Source organism: Rhodanobacter sp. C05 (genome assembly GCF_002001165.1).
Lineage (GTDB): Bacteria > Pseudomonadota > Gammaproteobacteria > Xanthomonadales > Rhodanobacteraceae > Rhodanobacter.
On the sequence record NZ_MUNQ01000006.1, the window covers coordinates 244,884 to 267,932 of the forward strand.

At 64.4% G+C, this 23,049-nt stretch carries 16 protein-coding genes; 7 read left to right on the forward strand and 9 right to left on the reverse strand.

Translation table 11 applies throughout. From position 1 onward, the window contains the following. Positions 1 to 21: 21 nt before the first annotated feature. Genes B0E51_RS03750 through B0E51_RS03760 form a run of 3 tightly spaced genes read right to left on the reverse strand, consistent with a single transcriptional unit; the run spans position 22 to position 3,010 of the window. Positions 22 to 717: a histidine phosphatase family protein gene (locus B0E51_RS03750; RefSeq protein ID WP_077443495.1), complete on the reverse strand. Its 696-nt coding sequence runs from the start codon at positions 715 to 717 to the stop codon at positions 22 to 24. Beyond that, positions 714 to 1,784: a phosphotransferase family protein gene (locus B0E51_RS03755; RefSeq protein ID WP_077443496.1), complete on the reverse strand. Its 1,071-nt coding sequence runs from the start codon at positions 1,782 to 1,784 to the stop codon at positions 714 to 716. Before B0E51_RS03755 ends, B0E51_RS03750 begins: the two co-directional genes overlap by 4 nt. Next, entirely contained in the window at positions 1,781 to 3,010 is a 1,230-nt protein-coding gene (locus B0E51_RS03760; RefSeq protein ID WP_077443497.1) for an acyl-CoA dehydrogenase family protein, read from the reverse strand. Before B0E51_RS03760 ends, B0E51_RS03755 begins: the two co-directional genes overlap by 4 nt. Before the next feature lie 139 nt (positions 3,011 to 3,149). On the opposite strand from B0E51_RS03760, the gene B0E51_RS03765 reads away from it, so the two are divergent. From B0E51_RS03765 to B0E51_RS03780, 4 genes are all read left to right on the forward strand, one after another. Continuing rightward, positions 3,150 to 4,073: a LysR family transcriptional regulator gene (locus tag B0E51_RS03765; RefSeq protein WP_077443498.1), complete on the forward strand. Its 924-nt coding sequence runs from the start codon at positions 3,150 to 3,152 to the stop codon at positions 4,071 to 4,073. A 173-nt stretch (positions 4,074 to 4,246) separates the two neighbouring features. Further along, positions 4,247 to 8,419, forward strand: a complete 4,173-nt coding sequence (locus B0E51_RS03770; RefSeq protein WP_077443499.1) for a hypothetical protein — start codon at positions 4,247 to 4,249, stop codon at positions 8,417 to 8,419. Next, complete coding sequence (gene prmC / locus B0E51_RS03775; protein WP_077443500.1) at positions 8,412 to 9,233, forward strand: peptide chain release factor N(5)-glutamine methyltransferase; 822 nt, start codon at positions 8,412 to 8,414, stop codon at positions 9,231 to 9,233. The genes B0E51_RS03770 and prmC overlap by 8 nt, the downstream gene beginning before the upstream one ends. Positions 9,234 to 9,416: 183 nt before the next feature. Continuing rightward, a complete protein-coding gene (locus B0E51_RS03780; RefSeq protein ID WP_077443501.1) occupies positions 9,417 to 11,759 on the forward strand; it encodes a TonB-dependent receptor plug domain-containing protein in 2,343 nt (780 codons plus the stop codon). On the opposite strand, the gene B0E51_RS03785 is transcribed toward B0E51_RS03780, so the two are convergent. From B0E51_RS03785 to B0E51_RS03795, 3 genes are all read right to left on the reverse strand, one after another. Continuing rightward, positions 11,743 to 14,331 (reverse strand): MMPL family transporter, encoded by a 2,589-nt coding sequence (locus tag B0E51_RS03785; RefSeq protein ID WP_077443502.1) that lies wholly within the window; start codon positions 14,329 to 14,331, stop codon positions 11,743 to 11,745. The genes B0E51_RS03780 and B0E51_RS03785 overlap by 17 nt on opposite strands. A 101-nt stretch (positions 14,332 to 14,432) precedes the next feature. After that, entirely contained in the window at positions 14,433 to 16,322 is a 1,890-nt protein-coding gene (dxs, locus tag B0E51_RS03790) for a 1-deoxy-D-xylulose-5-phosphate synthase (protein WP_077443503.1), read from the reverse strand. An 83-nt stretch (positions 16,323 to 16,405) separates the two neighbouring features. Further along, positions 16,406 to 17,005, reverse strand: a complete 600-nt coding sequence (locus tag B0E51_RS03795) for an HNH endonuclease (RefSeq protein WP_077443504.1) — start codon at positions 17,003 to 17,005, stop codon at positions 16,406 to 16,408. Positions 17,006 to 17,244: 239 nt separating this feature from the next. Here B0E51_RS03795 and B0E51_RS03800 point away from each other — a divergent pair, with 239 nt between their 5' ends. Continuing rightward, the gene (locus tag B0E51_RS03800) at positions 17,245 to 18,030 is read left to right on the forward strand and encodes a SapC family protein (protein WP_077443505.1); all 786 of its coding nucleotides are present in this window, start codon (positions 17,245 to 17,247) and stop codon (positions 18,028 to 18,030) included. A gap of 122 nt (positions 18,031 to 18,152) precedes the next feature. Here the strand turns inward: B0E51_RS03800 and B0E51_RS03805 are convergent, their stop codons facing one another. Then, on the reverse strand, positions 18,153 to 18,626 hold the full coding sequence (locus B0E51_RS03805) for a GNAT family N-acetyltransferase (RefSeq protein WP_077443506.1): 474 nt from the start codon (positions 18,624 to 18,626) through the stop codon (positions 18,153 to 18,155). Between the two features lie 166 nt (positions 18,627 to 18,792). Between B0E51_RS03805 and B0E51_RS03810 the strand changes: the two genes are divergently transcribed. Both B0E51_RS03810 and B0E51_RS03815 read left to right on the forward strand, forming a co-directional pair. Further along, a complete protein-coding gene (locus B0E51_RS03810; protein WP_077443507.1) occupies positions 18,793 to 20,229 on the forward strand; it encodes an RNB domain-containing ribonuclease in 1,437 nt (478 codons plus the stop codon). Positions 20,230 to 20,274: 45 nt separating this feature from the next. Then, positions 20,275 to 20,511, forward strand: coding sequence for a hypothetical protein (locus B0E51_RS03815; protein ID WP_077443508.1), 237 nt, complete (start codon positions 20,275 to 20,277; stop codon positions 20,509 to 20,511). Positions 20,512 to 20,675: 164 nt separating this feature from the next. On the opposite strand, the gene B0E51_RS03820 is transcribed toward B0E51_RS03815, so the two are convergent. Together B0E51_RS03820 and B0E51_RS03825 are read right to left on the reverse strand one after the other, a co-directional pair. Next, positions 20,676 to 22,451, reverse strand: a complete 1,776-nt coding sequence (locus B0E51_RS03820) for an acyl-CoA dehydrogenase C-terminal domain-containing protein (RefSeq protein ID WP_077443509.1) — start codon at positions 22,449 to 22,451, stop codon at positions 20,676 to 20,678. A gap of 51 nt (positions 22,452 to 22,502) precedes the next feature. Continuing rightward, entirely contained in the window at positions 22,503 to 22,985 is a 483-nt protein-coding gene (locus tag B0E51_RS03825; protein ID WP_077443510.1) for a hypothetical protein, read from the reverse strand. Positions 22,986 to 23,049 lie beyond the last annotated feature (64 nt).

Sequence of the window (23,049 nt, forward strand, 5' to 3'; positions counted from 1 at the left end):
CTTGGCGAAAGTGGGAGGGAGTCAGCGCAGCGTGACGAGATGATGCTCGTTCGCGTGTTCCAGGTGCGGCCATGCGTTGTAGGTGATCAGCGTCGCACCGCGTTGGCCGAGCCGCAGTCGCGTGAGGCCGGTGTTTACCAGCGGCCAGCTCAATTTAAACGTCTGCGCTACTGGCGCGCCGATCAATGCGTTCGTGAGCACGGCGATCGGGCCGCCCGAGGTGAACGCCCAGATCGTGCGCGCCGAATGTTCGGTCAGTGTCTGCAGTGCAGCCATCACATTGCTGCGAAAGCTCGGCCAGGTGAGTTGGTACTCGCTGTCGTGAGCGCCGTCGACCCAGCGCGCAACGGCATCGGCGAACAGGCGCTGGAATGCACGGTGCGGATCGGGCGCCTGCTTCAACTCCGCGCGCAGCGCGCCGGGTCCTTCCAGGTCAGGACGATGTCGCGCGAGCAGTTCGTGGTGATCGACTTCGTCCAGACCGTCCAACATCAGTGGTGCCAGGTCGATGCCGGCCGCTTCAAGACACAGCTCGGCCGTGCGCCGATGTCGTTCGCGAGGGCCGATCGCAATCAGGTCCGGGGTCGATCCGCACGCCGCCAGCCACGAACCCAATTGTCGCGATTGTTCTTCGCCAACCGGCGACAAACGATCGTAGTCATCGGCGCCGAAACTGGCCTGCCCATGACGTATCAGCAGCAGACTGCGCGCGCTCACAGCGTGGAACGACCGATGATGCGGCGACAGCGGCCGCCCATGTAGCGGGCGGCCTCCCCGAAGCCGGCGAACTGCGGGTTGCTGGTCTGCCCCAGCACGAAGCGGCGATAGATCTGCTGGATGATCACCATCAGCCGGAACAGTCCGAACACTTCGTAGAAATCGAAGTTGCCCTCCTGCCGACCGCTGCGCTGGCCGTAGTAATCGATCACCTCGCGTCGCGTCAGCATGCCGGGCACGTGCGTGGGCTGACGGCGGAACGACTGGAATGTGGCATCGTCATCGGCCTGCACCCAGTACGCCAGCGAGCCACCCAGATCCATCAGCGGATCGCCGATGGTGGCCATCTCCCAGTCCAGCACGCCGATGATGTCGAGCGGATGGTCGGGATCGAGCACCACGTTGTCGAAGCGGTAGTCGTTGTGGATCACGCAGCTGGCGCTGTCGTGTGCCGGCTGTTTCGCCGCCAGCCACGCCACGACATCGGCGCAGGCATCGGTGTCCTCGGTGGCCGCTTTTTGCCAGCGATCGCTCCAGCCGGCGACTTGTCGTGCGATATAGCCACCGCCCTTGCCGATATGTTGCAGCTCGGGCAGCGAGGCATTCACCTGATGCAGCTCGATCAGTCGGTCGATGAAGCCCAGGCAGAGCTGGCGCACGCCATCCGCATCGAGACCCAGCTCGGGCGGCAGTTCGCGGCGCAGGATGCTGCCGCGCAGCCGCTCCATCACGTAGAAGTCATGACCGATCACCGAGCTGTCGTTGCAGCTGGCGAGGATCGCCGGGACATACGGATAGTGCGGTTTCAGCGCTGCCATCACCTGCGCCTCGCGCAGCATGTCGTGCGCGGATTTCGCCTTGGCGCCGGCCGGTGGGCGACGCAGCACCAGTTCGCGGTCGCCGTAGGTAATCAGGTAGGTGAGGTTGGAGGCACCGCCGGGAAACTGCGCGAGCGTCGGCGTACCTTCGAGTCCGGCGATGTGCTGCTTCAGGAACGCGCCGATGCGCGGCAGGTCGAGCGCATCCTCGTCGCGCACTGCACGCGGTTGATCCAGCGGCGTGGTCATCGTGCCGGCTCCTGTGCGCCTTGCGCTTTCATTTCCAGTCGCGCAATCACGCCGCGATGGACTTCGTCGGGGCCATCGGCCAGACGCAGCACGCGCGCATACGCGTACAGCTGCGCCAGCGGAAAATCGTCGGACAGGCCGGCGCCGCCGTGGATCTGGATCGCTGCGTCGGCTGCCTGCTGGGCCACCGCTGGCACGACCACCTTGATCTGCGAGATCAGGCTGAGCGCAGCCTTGCTGCCGTGTGTGTCGAGTGTCCAGGCGGTTTTCAGCGTCAGCAGACGCGCCTGCTCGATCGCCATGCGCAGGTTGGCGATGATGTCCGGATTGCCGCCGAGTTCGGATAACGGCTTGCCGAACGCGACGCGCGAACGCGCACGTGCACACAGCAAAGTCAGCGCGCGTTCCGCCGCGCCGATCGCGCGCATGCAGTGGTGCACGCGCCCGGGCCCCAGCCGACCCTGGGCGATTTCGAAGCCACGACCAGCACCGAGGATGATGTTCTCCACCGGCAGTCGCACGTCGGTGAAGCTCAACTGTCCATGGCCGCTCGGTTCGTCGAAGTGATGGAACACCGGCAGCATGCGTTCGATGTTCACGCCAGGCGCATCGAGCGGGCAGATCACCATGCTGTGGCGCCGGTGTGGCTCGGCCTGCGGGTCACTCAGCCCCATGAAGATCACAAAGCGGCAATGCGGATGTCCGGCGCCGGTGGTCCACCACTTGCGTCCATTCAACACGACCTGGTCACCCTCGATGGTGGCGGTGGCCTGCATATTGGTAGCGTCTGAGGAGGCCACGTCCGGCTCGGTCATGCCGAAGGCCGAGCGGATATCCCCGGCCAGCAAGGGTTGCAGCCAGCGCTGCTGCTGTTCCGGCGTGCCGTAGCGGTGCAGTACTTCCATGTTGCCGCTGTCGGGCGCGCTGCAGTTGAACACCTCGGGTGCGATGAAGGAGTGCCCCATGATCTCGGCCAGCGGCGCGTATTCCACATGACTTAGTCCGGCTCCATGTTCGGCGTCTGGCAGGAACAGGTTCCACAGTCCGGCAGCATGTGCCTTCGCCTTCAAGGTTTCCATTGCCGCGGGTTGCCGCCACTGGCGATGGTCGCTACTCCCAGTCAACTGCGTGGCGTAGACGCGTTCGGCTGGAGCCACCTCGTCGCGCATGAAAGCGGAGAGGCGTTCGACGAGAGCCTGCGTAGGTTCTGAAGCGACGAAGTCCACGGGTTTTCCTCCTGACCAGCAGCCAGCCTACGCCTCGCCCTTACAATTAGTGAAATGAATATGCTTTATGACTATCCATTAGAATAAATGATGACTTTGGCGCCGATGCCATCGGCACGCGCACGGTAGGGAGCAGTACGTGGACCGCACCGACAACCGCATCGACCTGAATCTGTTTCGCGTGCTCGACGCGATCTACAGCCATGGCGGCGTCAGCGCCGCCGCGCGTGTGCTGCACCTGACCCAGCCGGCGGTCACGCATGCCTTGCAACGCCTGCGCGATCAGCTCGGCGACCCGCTGTTCGTGCGTCAGGGCAATCGGCTGCTGCCGACCGAAAAGGTGCGCACGATGATGCCGGCGGTGCAACTGCACCTGAAGGGCCTGCATGCCAGCGCGCACGCGCAGCCGCGCTTCGATCCGGCGCAGTTGGATCTCGAGTTGACCGTGGGTTTTCGCGACATCCTCGAATCGATTGCGCTGCCTTCGCTGCTGGCACGGATCGAGCAGCATGCACCGCAGTTGCGCGTGGTCAGTCGTCGCGTTGCCGCCGATGATGTGGAACGGGAGCTGGCCGCGGGCACGGTCGATCTGGTGGTGGATCGACCGCTGCGCGCCAGTGCGCACATTTCCCGCAAGCGTCTGCTCGACGAGTCACTGGTTGTGGTGATGTGCGCCGATCATCCGTGCGCCACCCAACTCAGGCGCAGCGAGTACATGAGCGCCCGGCATGTCGCCGTGTCGGCGCTGGGCGAGGCCAATGCGCTGGATATGCTGCTCGGCCAGAACGGCATGTTCCGTCACGTGCAGCTGGTCTGCCAGCACTACTTTTCCGCCTGCCAGATTGCGGCAGCCACGCAGATGCTGCTGACCGTGCCGCGCTCGTATGCCAACCACCTGGCCACGTTGCTGCCGATTGCCGTGCAGCCCTTGCCGATCCGGCTGAAGGCATTCCCGATCCTGGCCTACTGGCACGCGTCGAAAGACGACGACCGCGCGCATATCTGGTTTCGACAATGGGTATTCGAGGCGATCACCCAGGCGATCGAGCCGGTGCGCAGCTGAACCGATGGAGCTGAACGGTTAACCCCGTTACGCAGCAGGCTGCGTTTCATCAGAGGTTGAGCTGACATGCATGCAGATACGAGCAACGACTCTCTCGGGATGCAGTTGCTGCTGTGTGCCTGCCGTGTACCACTTACACTGTGCCGGCCTCGCGGGCACACAGGGAGAAACGCATGCTTCGTCGATCGCCAGGGTTGCTGGGCTTTGGGTTGCTGAGTCTGTGGCTGCTGCTTGCCACGACGTTGCTGGCACAGGATGTACCGCCGCCGTTGCGCGACTGGCAGGGTTGGGTGCTGCACGATGTGCCACGGCACGACTGCCCGTTTCTCGCCAACCAGATGCCGAATGAAGGCAGTTACCAATGTGCGTGGCCGGGCCGCTTGACGCTCGACGCAAGTCAGGACGGCGGACACTTCAGCCTGAACGTGCATGTGGACGCGCCGAGCTGGGTGGCGCTGCCGGGCGACGACAAGAACTGGCCGCAGCAGGTGAGCACGAACAACCAACCAGCCATCGTGTTGCAACGAGGCGGCCAGCCGATGTTGTGGCTGGCGCCAGGCGATTATCAGCTGCGCGGAAGCTTGCCGTGGGCGGCACGCCCGGCACGCCTGCGCGTGCCGGCGACGATCGGGCTGGTCACGCTGAGCGTCGATGGCGCGGCGGTGACGCGGATCGAGCGCAACGGCGACCAGCTCACTCTCGGCGAAGCTGCTGCGACACAGCGCGCTGCCGATGCCTTGTCGCTGCGCGTATACCGGCGCCTCGAAGACGGCCTGCCTGCCATGCTGGAAACGCGGCTGCAGTTGAACGTTACCGGCACAGCACGCGAGCAGCTGCTGGGTCCGGTGCTGCCGGCCGGCTTCGTGGCGACGGTCTTGTCGGGCGATCTGCCGGCACGACTGGAGAACGATGGCCAGTTGCGCGTGCAGCTGCGTCCGGGACAATGGACGGTCACGCTGGCTTCGCGCAGCATCGATCCGTTGAGCAGGGTCGCGTTGAAGTTGCCGGCGGCACCGTGGCCGCGTCAGGAAATCTGGAGTTATGCCGACGATACGGCGCTGCGCAGCACGCGCGCGGAAGGTAGTGCGACTGACGCCTCGCAGGCGGGCGTACCGGGCGACTGGGCCGATCTTCCCGCCTATGTGCTGGACGATGCCGCCGGTCTGGCGATCGAGCAGGGCAACCGCGGCGATGAGGGTGGCCAGGGCGATCAGCTGCATCTGCAGCGCCAGCTGTGGCTGGACTTCGATGGCGCTGGTCTCAGCGTCGCCGATCATCTCAGCGGTGAGCTTCACCATCATCAGCGGCTGGATGTAGCCGCACCGTGGCAGCTGCAGCGTGCCGCACAGGACGACAACCCGCTGCTGGTCACCAGGGGCGCGGATGGCCTGAGTGGGATCGAGCTGCGTGACCAGAAGCTCAACCTCGACGCAGGCATGCGACTGCCGGCGCATGGTGGTGCGATCCCGAGTTCGGGATGGAAACTTCCACTGGAAGGGATCGACGCCACCCTGCATCTGCCGTATGGCTACCGCCTGCTCGGGGCAAGCGGTGTCGATCGCTCGCCCGACTCGTGGGTGGCGCAATGGAGCCTGCTCGACCTTTTTGTGGTGGCACTGATTGCGCTGCTGGCAGGGCGCCTGCTCGGCTGGCCATGGGCTGTTCTGGTGGCTGCTTATCTCACATTGGCACAGCACGAAAGCACCGCGCCGCTGTGGACGCTGGCGGTCGTGCTGGCGTTGACATTGCTGTTGCGTGCGCTGCCGGAAGGGCGCCTGAGATCAGTTGCACGCATCGGCGCGGTAGCTGTCTTCGCACTGGCACTGTTGTGGACCTTGCCCTTCGTCGCGACACAGCTGCAGGACGCCCTGCATCCGCAGCTGGAAGGGGTCAACCAGAACCGGGTCGTCTCGGCAAATTACATCGAGCCGCCAGCGCCGGGTGATAGATATGCGAATGCGGCGATGAAGCAACCGTCGCCTCTGGTCATGCGGCAGATGATGCCAGCACCAGCTGAACCGCCACCGCCACCGCCCGTCGAAGAAATCAGCAGCAATGCCGTCGCTTCGCCGGCGACGGATGCTGCGGGCGTTGTCGCATCGGGAAAATTGGAGAGCGTGGTCGTGACGGGTTCCAAGGTATCGGTCTCCACACTGGTGAGCTCGGAGCAGGACAATCGTGCGTTGATCCAGGCTGGCGCCGGCACGCCGCACTGGGATGAAGGCAACAACTATCGTCTTGGCTGGTCCGGGCCGGTGACGCCGGAACAGAGCACGCGCCTGGTGATCGCGTCTGCTTGGCTGGTGCGCCTGTTGCGCGTGGCGATGGTTGGCCTGTTGGCAGCCCTGCTGGCGAAGCTGGTGACTACCCTGCTGTTGCCCTTGCGTGGTCGCTGGCGCGATTGGCGTGGCGGCGGTGTGATGGGTGCTGTCCTGCTTGCCTTTGCACTGTTGCCGCATGGTGCGCATGCGCAGAGCCTGCCGAGCCAGCAGTTGCTGGACCAGCTGCGCAATCGGCTTACCGAGGCGCCGAAGTGCGTGCCGGCGTGCGCCGCCATTGCACAGGCCCAGCTGCAGGCCAGCGGCGATCTGTTCGATGTGGAACTGGAAACGCATGTTGGTGCGCCGATCGCGTTGCCCTTGCCACAGGGCGACGATGCGCTGCAACTGTCCGACGTCAGCGTGGACGGTCATGCCGACGCGGTACTCACGCGAAGCAACGATCGGTTGCTGGTGCGGCTGGATCGCGGGGTGCATCGGATCAGCCTGCACTACCGCATCGGCGCGGCAGACAGTGCCAACCTGCGTTTCACCGTACGTCCGCAGCGCATCGTATTTAGTGGTCAGGACTGGTCGCTGGATGGTGTCGACGATGGTCGTCCGTTGGGCGACAGCATCGCGTTGCATCGCGTGCGCACCGCCAGTGATGGCAAGAGTCTGCCGGCCGTGCAGAGTTTTCCGCCGTATGTGCGGCTGACCCGAAGCTTGGCACTGGGCGTTGATTGGGTGGTGGAAAACCAGGTCGAGCGTATCGCGCCACAGCAGGGCGGTTTCAGTGCCACGCTGCCGCTGCTGCCCGGCGAGCATCCGCTGGGCGATGATGTGCTGGTCAAGGACGGCCGCATCAGTGTCACCTTCAACGCGAACAGCAATGTGGTGCGCTGGACCAGCCGTCTCGATCACGCGGCGCAACTCTCGCTGCAGGCACCGGCCCTGGGCGAGCGCGCCGAAGTATGGGAAGTGCATGCGGCGCCGATGTGGCATGTCGAGGCCAAGGGTGTACCGGCCAGTGCCAGCGATGACGGCCTGCGCTTCCAGCCATTGCCTGGCGAGAGCTTGCAGCTCGTTCTCAGCCAGCCGGTGGCGGTGGCAGGTGACAGCCTTGCTTTCGACAGCGTGGAACTGACCAGTGCGACGGGCGAACGTGCCAGCGAAGTCACGCTGAGCCTGCAGGCACGCAGCACCCGCGGCGGCGAGCATGCGATCAGTCTGCCTGTCGGCAGCGAATTGCTGGATGCGAAGCGCGACGATGAATCGATCAATCTTGCTGTGCGCGATGGCAGGCTCGGCCTGCCGCTGTTGCCAGGCGAGCACGCTTATACGCTACGTCTGCGTGAGCCGAATGGAGTTGCCGCATCCATGCGCACACCGGTCTTCGACCTGCACGCGCCAGTGGCGAATATCGATCTCTCGCTGCAGTTGCCGCAGGATCGCTGGGTGTTGTGGACATGGGGGCCGACGGTGGGCCCGGCCGTGCTGTACTGGTCGCAGTTGATCGTGCTTCTGCTGGCTGCGTGGTTGCTCGCCCGCTACGCACCGACGCCGCTGCGCTTTCACCATTGGCTGTTGCTCGGGCTGGGTTTCTCCGCCTTTGCGTGGAGCGCATATGCGCTGGTGGTGGTCTGGCTGATCCTGCTGGGGTTGCGTGCGCGCAACACACCCTCGGCATCGCTGGGTTCAACGAAGTTCAACCTGCTGCAGCTCGGACTTGTTGCACTCACGCTGCTGGCGCTGGCCGTGCTGATCGCTGCGGTGCCGAAGGGGTTGCTCGGCTTGCCGGACATGCATGTGGCCGGCAACGACTCAAGCGCATGGAGCCTGCGCTGGTTTGCCGACCAGAGTGCCGGTGTGTTGCCGAGCGGCGGCGTGTTCAGTGTTTCGTTGTGGGTCTACAAGCTCGCCATGCTGGCGTGGGCCCTTTGGCTGGCCAATGCGCTGATCGGCTGGCTGCGCTGGGCCTTCGACGCGTGGACGCGTGGCGGCTATTGGCGCAAACCCGAGCCCAAACCAGGAGTCGTGCCGCCGCAGTTGCCACCGTCATCGACGGAGCCAGCGCAAGATGCCTGATGTTCGCAGCGTATTGGCTGCGGCCACTCAGCAGCTCGGTGAACGTATGGATGCCGAGCTGCTGTTGCTGCACGCACTGCAGAAACCGCGAAGCTGGTTGTTTGCGCATGCTGACGACGCGCTGGATGCGAAAATCCAGACAACTTACACCGCGCTGGTCGCGCGCAGGTTGCAGGGTGAGCCAGTGGCCTATATCACCGGTCATCGTGGCTTCTGGTCCATGGAGCTTGAGGTCAGTCCGGCAACACTGATTCCGCGTCCGGAAACCGAGCTGTTGGTCGAGCAGGCGCTTTTGCGATTGCCACCCGACATTGCCTGCAGCATGGCGGATCTCGGCACGGGCAGTGGCGCAATCGCGCTGGCGATCGCGCTTGAGCGTCCACGCGCGCAGGTAGTCGCCACCGATGCCAGTACCGCGGCACTCGAGGTTGCCCGGCGCAATGCGCAAACTCATGGCATCGGCAACCTCACCTTCCTGCACGGTGACTGGATGACGCCGCTGGCTGGTCAGTACTTCGACCTGATCGTTTCCAATCCACCGTACATCGAAGCTGGCGACCCGCACCTGGTCCAGGGTGACCTGCGCTTCGAACCGGTCAGCGCGCTCGCCTCCGGCCATGATGGCCTCGACGACATCCGCCGCATCGTGTGTGATGCACGTGCGCACCTTCACGCGGGTGGCTGGCTGTTGTTCGAACACGGCTGGAACCAGGGGGACGCGGTCCGCGCACTTCTTGCCGATGCCGGTTATGCCGATGTCTTCACGGCACAGGATCTGGAGCGACGCGACCGGGTCAGCGGTGGTCGTCGCTGATCGCGGGAGTCCATGGTGCGTGATGGATTGTTGAAACTGAAGACTCTCCCGGCTTGCAGGTAGTGCACGGCTGACGGTCGCGCTAAGCTGACGACCGCACGTCGTTCGCGGTCGGTTTCCGGCAGGCCTTGGCTTTCCGCTATCCGCGCCAGAATTATCTGTGCCAGATGAGGATGCAGATCCATGCAATTTCATTCGGGTAGCGCTTCAGGTGGTGCAGGCCGCAGGCCTTATGCGGTGATTAATCGCTGGCAGCGCATGATCGGCGTATCGCTGCTTTGCATTCCGGTGCTGGTCGCCGCGCAATCGTCTCCGAATTCGACCAGTGCAAGCACTGCACCCCCAGCGGGCGACAGTCGCGCATCAAAAGCAAAGCCGGCAACGACACTGGGCGAGATCATCGTCACCGCGAACCGCCGGCGTGAGCCATCGCGCGAGGTACCGATGCATGTGGACACGGTGCAGGCTTCAGACCTGCAGAAGGTCGGCGCCCGCACGCTCAGCGACTATGTTTCGTACCAGCCGGGAGTGTTCTTCGCCAGCTCGGGCGGTGCCGGTGAAGGCGAGCTGATCATGCGTGGCGTGTCCACCGGCAACCAGACCAGTCCCACCGTATCGGTGTACATGGACGACGTGCCGGTTGGTGGCAGTACCGAGTATGCCTCGGCCGCCACCTTCGTGTTTGATGCGGCGTTGATGGATCTGGATCACATCGAGTTCCTGTACGGCCCGCAGGGCACGCTGTACGGCGCCGGCTCGATGGGCGGCCTGGTCAAGTACGTCACCAACAAGCCCGATGCCAGCGGGTTTTCCGGGTCGGCGGGTTTCGACATCTCGCATACCCAGCAAGCCGGCATGAATTACACCGAGCGGGCCACGCTGAATATCCCGCTGGTGCAGGACAAGGCGGCATTGCGCGTATCGGTCATGGATCAGCACAGTGCCGGGCTATACCGCGCGGTGGGCGAAACGCCGTCCCATGGTGACGACCGCACGCATACCCAGGGCGTGCGTGCACAACTTGAGGTCGACCCGACCGACAAGCTCACTTTCAACCTCAGTGCGATGGTCCAGCGTATCGCCGCCGATGGCCTGTCGATGGCGGACTATTCGCTGGCTACCGGCCAGCCTCTATCAGGCGGCCCCTATAACCGCCAGCTCAATCATCGTGAGCCGTTCACGCAGACCCTTCAGCTGTATTCGTTCCATGCCGGCTACGACTTTGGCTGGGCCAACCTGGACTGGATCAGCTCGTACCAGAATTTCGTCAACCACAGCGTGCAGGATTATCCGGATGGATTCCTGGTCCTGTACAACCAGCTCTATCCCGCGCTCGGTGGCGACAGCGCACTCAGTTCGCTCTATGTCGATTCCCAATACAACGTGCACAAGGCCTCGCAGGAGATCCGCCTGACCTCGCGCAAGGGCGATCACTTCGACTGGCTGGCGGGCCTGTGGTTCAACCGCGAGGACGAGTGGGAGCAGTACGCGCTGGAAGGTGCGAACCTGCCGCCGCCGGGCCAGAGCATCCTGCTGGCGCAGCGGGTGAATTCCCGCTACCAGGAATATGCCGGCTATGGTGACGTGACCTGGCATATCACCCCGACGATCGACCTGGCCGCTGGTGTGCGCGCCAGCGGCAACTCGCAGCACCTTTCCAATTTCGAGGATGGCTCGGTAGCCGGCAGCCCGGGCGGTTTCCGCGAGAGCATGGTCAGCGACGACATCACCAAGATGCTCACCGCCAGCTATCGTCCCGACACGACCCACAGCTACTACATGCGCGCTTCGACCGGCTACCGTCCCGGCGGCTTGCAGGCGCCGGTGCAGAGCACGGTCTTCGGCTCCAACCCGAACGCGAAGGACACCTTCGGCTCGGATACGCTGCAGAGCTATGAACTCGGCTACAAGGGCAGCCATCTGGATGGCCGTCTGAACGTGGGCATCGATGCCTATGACATCGAGTGGCACAACATGCAGCTGATCACCTACACGGTCGGCAACGCGATCATCGAGAATGCCGGTGATTCGAGGATCGATGGCCTCGAATTGCAGGTCACCTATGCAACCGGACCGTGGCAGCTCAGTGGTTCCGGTGCATACACCGATGCGCGCACGCTGCAGGGCAATCCGCAGCAGGGCATCGAGGACGGTGCGCGGCTGCCGTATTCAGCCAGGGAAACAGCCACGCTTGCCGCGAAGTACAACTTCCGGCTGGCCGGCGATGCAGCCTATGCAGGCGCCAACCTGCGTCTGTCGAGCCAGCGCAACGCCGGCTTCGAAGGTGATTCGAGCGACCCCGACTTCAACCTGCCGGGTTTCGCCATGCTCGATCTCGACACCGGCATGACCTTGCACAGCGGTGTCAGCGTGGATCTTTACCTTCGCAACGCGCTGGATCGTCGGGTGGCGATTGGCACGCTCAACTCCGAGTCGGTCAGTTTCCTCGCCAGCGTGGGTGGCCCGATGCTGGTGCAGCTGTCCACGCCGCGCACGCTCGGTGTTTCGGTCAACGTGCCTTTCTAGCTGGTGCCAACGTGTAGAGCAGGGCGGGCAGGAAGGCGAAGGTCGCCAGAAGCACGGCGACCAGGCTTAGCAGGAGCAGGCTGCCCATGCTGGCCATGCCACGGTCATGCGACAGCGCCAGCGAGCCGAACGCGGTGCCGGTGGTGAGTGCGGAGAACAGCACCGCACGCGCCGAGGCCGAGCCGACGAACTGGCGTATGCCCGCGCGCCAGTTCATCACGAAGTACACATTGAACGAGACGCCGACACCGAGCAACAGCGGCAGCGCGATGATGTTGGCGTAGTTGATGGCCATGCCGGCCAGCTGTGCCAGCAACGCGGTGAGCAGACCCGACATCGTCAGCGTAAGCAGCACGATGCCGGTGTCGCGCAGGTGGCGCAGTGCGATCAGCAGCACCACGGCGATCGCCAGCGTGGCCAGCACGGCAGCCTGGAGGAACGCGTGCATGATGGTGTCGGCCGAGGCGATCGTGGTGACCGCGGGGCCGCCCGCGTCCGGCGCGATCGCCTGCACGGCGTTGACGAAGCGATGCAACCCGGCGGTGTCGTGGGCAGCGGCGGTCGGTGAAACCTGCATATGCACCCGCCCATCCGCGGCAAACCAGTCGCGACGGATCGAGGCGGGCAGGTTCTGCAAGGTAACCGGCGCAGCGTTCAGCGCATCACGCAGACTGGCCAGTTCGTCGGGCAGGAAACGGGTGACCGCTTCGTTCATTGCCAGCAGGCGAGTATCCGGTGCACCGTTCAATTGCAGCAGTGCGGCATCGATGCCACGCAGTGGTGAATCGGCAGGCAGGCTGATGCTGGCTCGCGCGATCGCGTCACGGGTGTCGGCGATGGCCGCGTGCAGCGCCGCGGGCGTCACCGCGGGTGGCTGGCCCTCTGGATCCAGCGAGGGCAGCAGCAGATCCTGTGCCTGTTGCAGCTGGTCGAGCTGTGCCGGTTGATCCGCGGGCACGAAGGTAGCCCCGGAGATCACGCTGGACACTTCCGGCAGGTGCGCGAGGCGATCGCCGAGTGCACGTGCATGGGCGAGGTCGGGCGCCATGATGTCGATGTTGAACGGGTTCGTGGCCGGGTTGCCCGCCAGGCTGTACAGCGTGCGCATCGGCTCCGAGTCGGGGTTCTGTGTGTGCAGCGGATTGGCATCGAACGGCATGCGCGCAGCAGCGACCGTACCCGCCACGGTGAGTACGGCGAACAGGCCGAGTACGGCGATGCGATGCCGCTGCAGCAGTGCGTCCCACGCAACGCCGAATGGGAGCGCCAGATCGCGGTTCTGGTCGCGAGGCTGGAACAGCCATAACAGCGCAGGCAGCAAGCTCAGCGTGCAGAGCAGGGCCAGCCCCATGCCCACACCGGCGATCAGTCCCAGTTCGGCCACCCCGACGAAGGCGGTCGGTGCGAATGCGAGGAAGCCACAGGCGATCGCCACGGCAGCCACTGCGATCTGTGCACCCGCCGCGCGGGCGGTTCCGCTCAACGCGTCAGCCAGTGCAGGTTGATGCAAGCGCTCCTCACGCAGGCGCACGGCGAACTGGATCGCGAAGTCCACGGCAAGGCCCACGAACAGCACGGCAAATGCCACCGAGATCAGATTCAGCGTGCCGATGGCGAGTGCAGCGAAGCCGATCGTGAGCGCAAAACCGACCAGCAAGGTCAACAGGATCGGTACGATCAGCCGCCATGAGCGCAGGGCCAGGTAAAGCCACAGAGCCAACAGGGCGAGGCTGACCAGCGTGCTGGCGACGATGCCCTCGGTCAGCGCGCCGAACTGCACGTCCGACAGCGCCACCGAGCCGGTGTAGTTCACTCGTACGCGGCCGCTGCGCACGCTTGGCAGCGCGGCGCTGGCATGCTCCAGCGCCTGGGTGGCGGCAAGGCCCGGTTGCAACGAGTCCGCTTCCAGCACGGGATGCATCAGCAGCAGGCGCATATTGTCGGTTTGCCGGGTGATATCCGAGCCCAGCAGCGATTGCCACGACAGCGGTTCCGGCTGTCCGGCAGCGGCATGCTCGAGTACCTGCTGGAGCTGTCGCAGCGCCGTGTTGTAGGCACTCAGGTCAGCATGTTCGATGCGAACGCCTTCGGCCATCAACGACACGCCCTGCAGCAGTCCGCGTGCCGACGGGTCGCTGGCCAGCGGGCCGAGCAGTGGCTGCGCTGCCATCAGCGAATCGAGCAGCGTGGCCAGGTCGTCCGGGCCAAGCAGGAGCAGCCCTTCATGCCGGAAGAATGGGTCGGCGTCCGGCCGCGTCACATCATGGAAGTGCTGCCGATCGGCACGCAGCGTGGTGGCCAGCGCGGCCGCCGCCTGATCGGTTTCTTCCGGCGTCGCACCACGCACGACCGCGACCAGCAAGTTATCGAACTGCGGAAACTCGCGGCCGAAGGCCAGCTGATGCTGTCGCCACGGCAGGCTGGTGGCGAACATGTGGTCGGTATCCGAATCAATGCCGAGATGGCCGGCCGCGTAGCAGGTGCAGACGGCAGTCAGCACGGCGAAGGCCAGCACCAAAGCCATGGCATGTCGCCGACTTGCATCGACAATACGGATCAGCCATCCAGTCATGGATTGCGAAACTCCTCACGGTCACAACTGCGCCAGCCCGCAGGCTGGCGCAATCTACATCCCGCGAGTCACCTCACCGGTCGGCTGCGACGCCGGCTGGCTCAGGCGTTGGCCTGGTTGAGCATGCCCGCCTGCGGGAAGCGGGCACGTATCGCGTTGCGGATACCGGGCAGGTCGAGGCCGGCCATGCTCAGCACTTCCTCGCGGCTGCCGTGCTCCAGATACAGGTCTGGCAGGCCGAGATGCAGGATCGGCAAGGTGACGCCGTGCGCAGCCAGGCATTCGGCTACCGCCGAACCCGCACCCCCGGCGATCGCGTTGTCTTCCAGTGTGACGAAGGCATCGTGGCTCCTCGCCAGCTCAAGGATCATCGCCTCGTCCAGGGGCTTCACGAAGCGCATGTTGATCAGTGTGGCGTCGAGTTCGGCGGCGATCGTGGCGGCCGGCGCCAGCATCGTGCCGAAACTCAGCAGGGCCAGACCACGGCCGCGGCGGCGCAATTCGGCCTTGCCGATCGGCAAGGTATCGAGGGACTGGTGGATTGCGGCGCCCGGACCGTTGCCGCGCGGGTAACGCACCGCAGCGGGGCCGTGGTACTGGAAGCCGGTGCTCAACATCATGCGGCATTCGTTTTCGTCGGCCGGCGCCATGATCAGCATGTTCGGCAGGCAGCGCAGGAACGACAGATCGAAACTGCCCGAATGGGTCGCACCGTCCGGACCGACTACACCGGCGCGATCGATCGCGAAGGTGACGTCGAGGTTCTGCAGCGCCACGTCGTGAATTGCCTGGTCGTAGGCGCGCTGCAGGAAGGTCGAGTAGATCGCGACCACGGGTTTCGCACCTTCGCAGGCCATGCCGGCGGCCAGCGTCACCGCGTGCTGCTCGGCGATCGCCACATCGAAATAGCGCTGCGGGTATTCCTTCGAGAAACGCACCAGACCGGAGCCCTCGCGCATCGCCGGGGTGATCCCGAGCAGGCGTTCGTCCGCGGCGGCCTGGTCGCACAGCCAGTCGCTGAAGATGTCGGTATAGCTGGGCTTGGCTGGCGCGTTCTTCTTCGCAAGGCCGGCCTGCGGATCGAACGGACCGACGGCGTGGTACTCGATCTGCGCCTGTTCGGCGGGGGCATAACCCTTGCCCTTGGTGGTGATCACGTGCAGCAGCTGCGGGCCGGGCAGGTTCTTCACCGTGCGCAACGCCTGCAGCAGTTGCGGGATGTTGTGGCCGTCGATCGGGCCGGTGTAGTGGAAGCCGAGCTCCTCGAACAGGGTGCTGGGCACGAACATGCCCTTGGCGTGTTCTTCCCAGCGCTTGAAGAAGCGGCCGAAGAACGACTGTTTCGGGATCGCCCGCTTGGCCCGCTCGCGCCATGCGTTGAGCCGACGGCTGGCCATCGCGCGCGCCATCATCTTGGTCAGCGCGCCGACGTTCTCGCTGATCGACATGCCGTTGTCGTTGAACACCACCAGCATGTTCGGCTCGACATCGCCGCCATGGTTCAGCGCCTCGAACGCCATGCCGGCGGTCATCGCGCCGTCACCGATCACGGCGACGACCTTGCGATGATCGCCCTTGCGCTGCGCGGCGATCGCCATGCCCAGTGCAGCCGAGATCGAAGTGGAGGAATGGCCGACGCCGAAGGTGTCGTACTCGCTTTCCTCGCGGCGCGGGAACGGCGCCAGTCCGTCCTTCTTCTTGATCGTGGTGATCCGCTCGCGCCGGCCGGTGAGGATCTTGTGCGGATAGCACTGGTGGCCGACGTCCCACACCAGCCTGTCGTGCGGCGTATCGAATTCGTGATGCAGGGCCACGGTCAGCTCGACCACGCCCAGGCCCGCGCCGAAGTGGCCACCGGAGCTGGCCACGGCCTCGATCAGGTACTGGCGCAGCTCGTCGGCAACGGCCGGCAGCTCGTCGTCGGGCACGCGGCGCAGGTCGGCCGGCGTCTCGATCGGAGCCAGATGGGGGTAGTGGGAAAGGTCGTTCATCTGCGTATTGTTGGCCCAGCGGCGAGGCGGGGCAAGGGCAATGCAGTGGCGGAACCTGGGCGCGTGTGCGCCATTGCCTGTTTTCAGGCAGCGTGCGGGCGTCGGTCGCGGGGCAGATGACTGACCAGAAAGTCCATCTGATCGGCCAGGATATTGCGATTGGACAGGATCAGGTGCTCGACCCAGCTGGGTCGGTACGGCACCGCCAGCAGCGGCATGTTGGCCTGCTGCGGGGTGCGGTTGCTCTTCTTCAGGTTGCAGGCGAGGCAGGCGCTGACCACGTTCTCCCAGTTGTCCTTGCCATGCTTGGAGATCGGCAGCACGTGGTCGCGGGTGAGCTCGCCGCGAGTGAAATGGTCGCCGCAGTACAGGCACAGGTGGCGGTCGCGGGCGAACAGTGCGGTATTGGTCAGTGCTGGTGCCGGATCGACGGCATGATCGCGGCAACGGCCGGTGCTGGCGATGATCGGGTGCAGTTCCATCGTGCTCTGCACGCCATGCAGGCGATTCATGCCGCCATGTACAGTGAGGCAGGGGTCACCCAGGGTCCAGGCCACGGCGTCGCGGACGTACAGGCAAACCGCCTCCTGCCAGCTGATCCAGTCGAGGATGCGGCCGGCAGAGTCCAGCGAGAGCACTCGGGTCGCATTGAGATCGGCCCGGGTTGGCACTTCCATCAGCATGTAGATCGTCCTTCAGCCAGGGCTTGAGAGCGTTTCAGCGATGCAGAATGCTTGTCTGGAGCCAGCATAGACCAATTTCATTGCAAAACGCATGCAAATGGGACACGCCAGCCATCCGTGGTGCAGTCGCCGGCTCGTTGCCGCGCTGATATGATTCACAGTCAACACAGACCCGACGCCGGGTTTGGTAGGGGCGCTTCGGTGGCGACCCGGCACGGCGGGGGACAGAGGTAATCAACGTGGCTGAAGTTCTTTTCTACGAGCGCCCGGTGCCGCTCAATCGCGAGACGCACAAGAATCTGCGCCTGAAGGGTGTGCCGAACGCGAAGTTCGCAATGAATGTGCATTCAGTGCCGATCACGGGGGCCGAGTTCGGTGTCGCCGCGCGCGATCTGCTGATCGTGTTCGCCGGTCCGGATGCGGCAAATTCCGGCCCGGTGGCCCTGCTGGGGCTGCGTGAGAACGAAAACCTGTACGTCGATGCCGAAGGCCAGTGGGCGCCGAATATCTATGTACCGGCGTTCGTGCGCAGGTATCCGTTCGTACTCGCCGAGAAGCCGGCGGACCAGGTTGTCGGCGACGATTTCACGGTGTTCCTCGATGAACACTACGAAGGCTTCAACACGACCGAAGGCGAGCGTCTGTTCAAGGAAGACGGCACCGACACCGAGATGTTGGCCAATGCCGTGGGTTTCCTCTCCGAGTTCCAGCAGAACGTGGCGCGTACCAAGTGGTTCGTCGAGCAGCTCAGCAAGCATGACCTGCTGGAGCCACGCAATATCCGCTTGCAGAAGGACGGCAAGGACGGCGCGGAAGGTCGGTCGATCAACCTCAATGGCTTGTTCGTGGTCAACGAGAACAAGCTGCGTACGCTGGACGAAAAGACCGCCCTCGAGTTTGCACGTGAAGGCATGTTCGGCTGGATCTACGCACACATCCTGTCACTGACCAATATCGATCGTCTGACCCATCGCCTGGACGGGCGTGAGCGGGCCGAAGCGGCCGGCAGCGCAACCAAGAACTGACTGAGTATGTCCTGGCCATCGCAACAGCAACCTGCCGTTGCGATGTAGCCTGGGAGTGTCATTCGGGACTCGAACAAGATGGTGCGCAAGCACCATCTTTTTTTTGCCCGCTTTCGGGATGTTCAGCGCACCGGCTTGGCCAGCCGCAGCAGGTCCGGCGCGTAGCCGGTGGTTTCGTAGAGCGCGCGTGCGCGCTCATTGCCGGGAAACACGGCCAGCGTCACCAGGTGGCATTGATGTTCGCGTGCCCACGTCTCCGCATGTGCGAGCAGAGCCTGGCCGACCCCGTTGCCGTCATGCTGAGGCGCCACCGCCAGGTCGGAGATGTGGCAATTGCTGCGTCCGGTGAAGAAGTCCGCGGTGCGCTGCAGATGGATGAAGCCGACCCGCACGCCATCCGTGTCCTCGGCCACGAACAGGTAACTGTTCGCCGGCTGGTCTTCCAGATGCCGTAGCAGATCGTTGCGGATGCCTTCGACGCATTCATGCCGCCGCCGCCAAGGTGGCAGCGTGAAATCCACGAAGCGTGGCACCAGCGACAGGATGAACTCGTCATCGTCTTCGGCAAGACGGATCAGCAGGGAGGTGGCGGTCATGAGGCAGTCGAAAGGATGCGGGGGATGACGCTGCCGTTTCTACACCTAGCGCGGTGGCTGTGGTAGTCCCAAACGACGCGTGTATATTCCGGACGGTATGACCATACGCTGGGGCGATGTGCCGGCCCTGCACTGCCGACAGGCATCACGCAAGGAAAGATCGCTCATGTCGACCACCCGCCGCATCCACATCCAGGCTGACGACGAGGTACTCGCGCAGGGCATGCGCGACATCCAGGCCGAACTGAAACTGCCGCAGGCGTTTCCGGCGGAAGTCGAGGCTGCTGCGCAACAATCCGCCGCGAATCCGCGACTGCCGGCACTGGATCGTACCGATATCCCGCTGATCACGATCGACCCGCCCGAGTCGATGGATCTGGACCAGGCGATGTATGTCGAGCACAGCGATGCCGGTCATCGCGTCTATTACGCGATTGCCGATGTCGCGGCCTTCGTCACCGCCGGCGATCCAATCGATCTGGAAGCGAACCGGCGCGGCGAGACGCTGTACGGCGCGGACGCGAAGATTCCGCTGCATCCGAAAGTGTTGTCCGAAGGCGCCACCTCGCTGCTGCCCGGTCAGCTGCGTCCCGCCCTGCTGTGGACGATCGAACTGGACAAGATTGGCGAGATCGCCAGCATCGACGTGCGACGCGCCCGCGTCAGCAGCCGGGCCAAGCTCAATTATGCCGGTGTGCAGCAGTTGATCGATGCCGGCACCGCCGATCCGATGTGGGCCGTGCTGCGCGAGATCGGCGAACTGCGCCAGCAGCGCGAGCAGAAGCGTGGCGGCATCAGCCTGCCGCTGCCGGAACAGGAGATCGACGTGGTCGACGGTCAATGGACGCTGGCATTCCGTGCGCGTCTGGCGGTCGAGGACTGGAACGAGCAGATTTCGCTGTTGACCGGCATGGCAGCGGCGCAGCTGATGGTGCAGGCCAGGGTTGGTCTGCTGCGAACCTTGCCCGAACCCGAAGCACAATCGCTGCAGCGTCTGCGCATCACCGCACAGGCACTCGGCATCGACTGGGCGCCCGCACAGAACTACCCCGATTTCATCCGCTCGCTCGATCCCACCAGGGACAGCCACGTCGCGATGCTGACCGCATGCACCACGGTGCTGCGCGGCGCCGGCTATGCGGCGTTCAACGGTGAGCTGCCTGCGCAACCGATGCAATGGGCGCTGGCTGCGGAATACACCCATGCCACGGCGCCGCTGCGCCGACTGGTGGATCGCTACACCGGCGAGGTCTGCGTGGCACTGTGCGCGAAGCAGCCGGTGCCCGCATGGGTGCTCGCCGCATTGCCGGGCCTGCCTGCCACGATGCAGGCCTCGGGTCATCGGGCGCGTCAGTACGAGAAGGCTGTGCTCGACCTGGCGGAAGCCGGAATGCTGGCGTCGCGCGTGGGTGAGAGCTTCGATGGCGCCATCGTCGAGGTGACGCAGCACGATCCGCGCAAGGGTGTCGTCATCGTGCGTGATCCGGCGATCGAGGCCAACGTGTCCAGCGCATCGGCGCTGCCGCTTGGCGCAGATGTCAGGGTAACCCTGGTGGAAGCCGATCCCGGCAAACGCGTGACACAGTTCGAGCTGGCTGGATGATCTTCATCGGGCGGTCGTTGGCAAGCCTGTTGCATTGCTACAGGCATGACCGACCATGCCTACGACATCTCCTATCTGCTTGAGTCCGAACCGGCCAAGGTCGAGACGCGCGATCTGCGGATAACGAAAGCGCCACCGGTGGTGCCGGCCCGACCGAGCGTTGCCGCCGCGCAGGAGGCCCTGGCGCGCGAACTCATGCAGGCAGCCGAGGCCCATGAGGCGCTGATCCAGCAGTACCTGCAGATCAGTGGCAAGACGTATCAAGAGGCTTGTGCCCAATGAAGTGCGGTCTTGCCGTGGGCACGATGTCGCTCCTGAGCCATACCTGACCAAGTTCGGCACATCAGGCTGACGCCAGAGGTCGTGCTGTTTGCAGCCTGCGCGATTCGCCAACGAAAAAGCCCGGGCTTGCCCGGGCTTTTTCGTTGCTGGTTGCCTAGCAAGTCTCAGACGATGGCTGGCAAGGTCTCGACACCGGCATCGATTGCCGCCTTGTGCATCAGGGTGCGCGGAAGGATGCGGGCGAAATAGAACATGGCCGTGTCGCGCTTGGCCTGCTTGAACGCGGGAGGCTGACTGCCGGCTTCGACAGCGGCCACGCTGCGTGCCCACAGGTAGGCGAGGGTGACGTAACCGGAGTAGTAGAGGTAGTCGGTGGCAGCGGCGCCAAGTTCCTCCGGATTGGCCTGCACGCGCTGGGCAAGCTTCATGGTGAGGTCGCTCCATTGCTTGGTGGCGACGGCGAGCGGTCCGATCAGCGTGCGCAGTGCCTCGTCGGTGCTGTGCTTCTGACAGAACGCGCTGATCTCCTCGAGGAAATGCCTGGCGCCGACACCTTGCAGCTGGAGGATCTTGCGGCCCAGCAGGTCGGCGGCCTGGATGCCGGTGGTGCCTTCGTACAGGGTGATGATGCGGGCGTCGCGGACGAACTGTTCCATGCCGTTCTCGGCGATGTAGCCGTGGCCGCCGTAGATCTGCAGCGCTTCCTTGGTGCATTCCTGCGCCAGTTCGGTGACCACGCCCTTGGCGATCGGGATCAGGAACGCGACCAGCTCGCCGGCTGCCTTGCGTGCAGCCTCGTCATTGCTGCGTGATTCGATGTCGGTCTGCAGTGCGGTGTATAGCAGCAGGGCGCGCGAGCCTTCGACGAAGGCGCGCTGGGTCAGCAGCATGCGGCGCACGTCGGGTTGCACCAGCAGGTTGTCGGCCGGCTTGTCCGGAAATTTCGGACCCGACAGCGAACGCGACTGCAGGCGCTCGCGTGCGTAATTGAGACTGTTCTGCAACGCGCGCTCGGCCAGCGCCAGGCCCTGCACGCCGACCGACAGGCGTGCCGCATTCATCATGGTGAACATCGCCATCAGGCCCTTGTGCGGCTTGCCGATCAGATAACCCTCGGCGCCGTCCAGGTTGATCACGCAGGTGGAGCAGGCGTGGATGCCCATCTTGTGTTCGATCGCACCGGCAGCAACCGTGTTGCGCGCGCCGAGCGAACCGTCCTCGTTGACCTTGAACTTCGGCACGATGAACATCGAGATGCCGCGACTGCCTTCCGGCGCGTCGGGCAGGCGGGCCAGCACCAGGTGCACGATGTTCTCGGTGAGATCGTGCTCGCCGGCGCTGATGAAGATCTTGGTGCCGGTGATCTTGTAGATGCCGTTGTCACCGGGTTCGGCACGGGTCTTCAGCAGGCCGAGGTCGGAACCAGCCTGTGGCTCGGTCAGGCACATGGTGCCGGTCCATCGGCCTTCGACGATCGGCTTCATGAAGCGCTCGCGCTGCCATTCCTCGCCATGCATTTTCATGGCGTGGGTGGCACCTTCGGATAGCAGCGGATACAGGCTCCAGGCCAGGTTGCCGGACTGGAAAATCTCGGTGGTGGCGATGCCGAGCACGCCAGGCAGCGCCTGGCCGCCATATTTTTCCGAGTTGGTCAGGCCGGTCCAGCCACCTTCGGCAAACTGCTTGAACGCTTCCTTGAAGCCCTTCGGTGTGGTCACCGTCTGGGTGGCCTTGTCGAAATGGCAGCCTTCCTCGTCGGCGGGCCCATTGGTCGGCGCCAGCAGCTGCTCGCTGAGGCGGCCTGCTTCTTCCAGCACCGCGTCGAGCAGGTCGCGGCTGTGTGCCTCACCGCCCTGCAGCGAGGTCAGGGTCGATTCGGCGCCAAGCACGTCGAACAGGGCAAAGCGCAGATCGTCGAGCGGGGCCTTGTAGATGGTCATGGTGATTCCTTGAGTTCGGCGTTGTGGCGAGCGTTGGGTGGGCGCTGCGGGTCAGCGATAGGTGTTGGGGATGCCCGGTACGGGCGAGAGCCAGTCGTTGCCGCTGAAGTCGAAATCGCGCGGCTGCTTTTCCTGTTCGGGCTTGGCGCTGGCGCTGCCGCTGACGCGGTAGGCCAGCGAGCCGGCGCTGCCCTTGCCGGCGATGGCCTGCAGCGCCTCGCTCATCGGTGTCGTAGGCAATACGTCAAGCTGGATCACGTCACCGGCAAGTGCCGGGATGTCCAGCTTGAAATTTTCGTGCAGGCGGATCGGCACCAGTTCGGCGATCTGCAACTGGCCGTCGAGCGACTTGAAGTCCATCTCGCCGTAGCTGTTGTTCTGGATACGCACTGTGAGCTGCCACTGGCCACTCGGCAACACGACCAGCTGTTGGATGCTCACCGTGGGCGGATAGACACTCTTCTTCGCTGGCCCGCAGGCGATCAAACCCAGAGCCAACAGCAGGACAGGGATAATCCAGCGCAACAGACGCATTACGGACACTCCAAACGATCGTTTGAATGTCGATTCTAACCGCGTTTGGGGGTGACTACGCCAG

What these genes read in the sequence shown, in the direction of transcription:
- B0E51_RS03755 (WP_077443496.1), bottom strand. Translation starts at nt 1,784, where the DNA reads ATGACCACGCCGCTGGATCAACCGCGTGCAGTGCGCGACGAGGATGCG.
- B0E51_RS03770 (WP_077443499.1), top strand. Translation starts at nt 4,247, where the DNA reads ATGCTTCGTCGATCGCCAGGGTTGCTGGGCTTTGGGTTGCTGAGTCTG.
- prmC (WP_077443500.1), top strand. Translation starts at nt 8,412, where the DNA reads ATGCCTGATGTTCGCAGCGTATTGGCTGCGGCCACTCAGCAGCTCGGT.
- B0E51_RS03780 (WP_077443501.1), top strand. Translation starts at nt 9,417, where the DNA reads ATGCAATTTCATTCGGGTAGCGCTTCAGGTGGTGCAGGCCGCAGGCCT.
- B0E51_RS03785 (WP_077443502.1), bottom strand. Translation starts at nt 14,331, where the DNA reads ATGACTGGATGGCTGATCCGTATTGTCGATGCAAGTCGGCGACATGCC.
- dxs (WP_077443503.1), bottom strand. Translation starts at nt 16,322, where the DNA reads ATGAACGACCTTTCCCACTACCCCCATCTGGCTCCGATCGAGACGCCG.
- B0E51_RS03795 (WP_077443504.1), bottom strand. Translation starts at nt 17,005, where the DNA reads ATGCTGATGGAAGTGCCAACCCGGGCCGATCTCAATGCGACCCGAGTG.
- B0E51_RS03805 (WP_077443506.1), bottom strand. Translation starts at nt 18,626, where the DNA reads ATGACCGCCACCTCCCTGCTGATCCGTCTTGCCGAAGACGATGACGAG.
- B0E51_RS03810 (WP_077443507.1), top strand. Translation starts at nt 18,793, where the DNA reads ATGTCGACCACCCGCCGCATCCACATCCAGGCTGACGACGAGGTACTC.
- B0E51_RS03815 (WP_077443508.1), top strand. Translation starts at nt 20,275, where the DNA reads ATGACCGACCATGCCTACGACATCTCCTATCTGCTTGAGTCCGAACCG.
- B0E51_RS03820 (WP_077443509.1), bottom strand. Translation starts at nt 22,451, where the DNA reads ATGACCATCTACAAGGCCCCGCTCGACGATCTGCGCTTTGCCCTGTTC.
- B0E51_RS03825 (WP_077443510.1), bottom strand. Translation starts at nt 22,985, where the DNA reads ATGCGTCTGTTGCGCTGGATTATCCCTGTCCTGCTGTTGGCTCTGGGT.